The 260-nt window shown below is 42.3% G+C and carries 1 pseudogene; it reads left to right on the top strand.

What is annotated here, in order from left to right:
• Positions 1–260 (top strand): annotated as a pseudogene (locus AAEY88_RS14250) (transketolase); the annotation flags it as partial.

Here is a 260-nt window from a genome sequence, read left to right as displayed (position 1 = left end):
CCACTAGGTGATGATGAAATTAAAGCATCTCGCGAATTTTTAGGTTGGACTGGCGATGCTTTCGAAATTCCTGATGATATTTACGCACAGTGGGATGGCAAAGAAAAAGGTCAACAGCTTGAATCAAGCTGGGACGAAAAATTTGCAGCATACGCAAAAGCATACCCAGAGCTTGCAGCTGAATACAAGCGTCGTATTAATAACGAACTTCCTGGCGATTGGGCTGAAAAATCTCAAGCGTATATTGAGCAATTACAAGC

This window comes from Psychrobacter sp. CAL346-MNA-CIBAN-0220 (assembly GCF_040309805.1).
GTDB lineage: Bacteria > Pseudomonadota > Gammaproteobacteria > Pseudomonadales > Moraxellaceae > Psychrobacter.
Note: the sequence above shows the minus strand (reverse complement) of the source record. Positions and strands in the feature narration are given on the sequence as shown.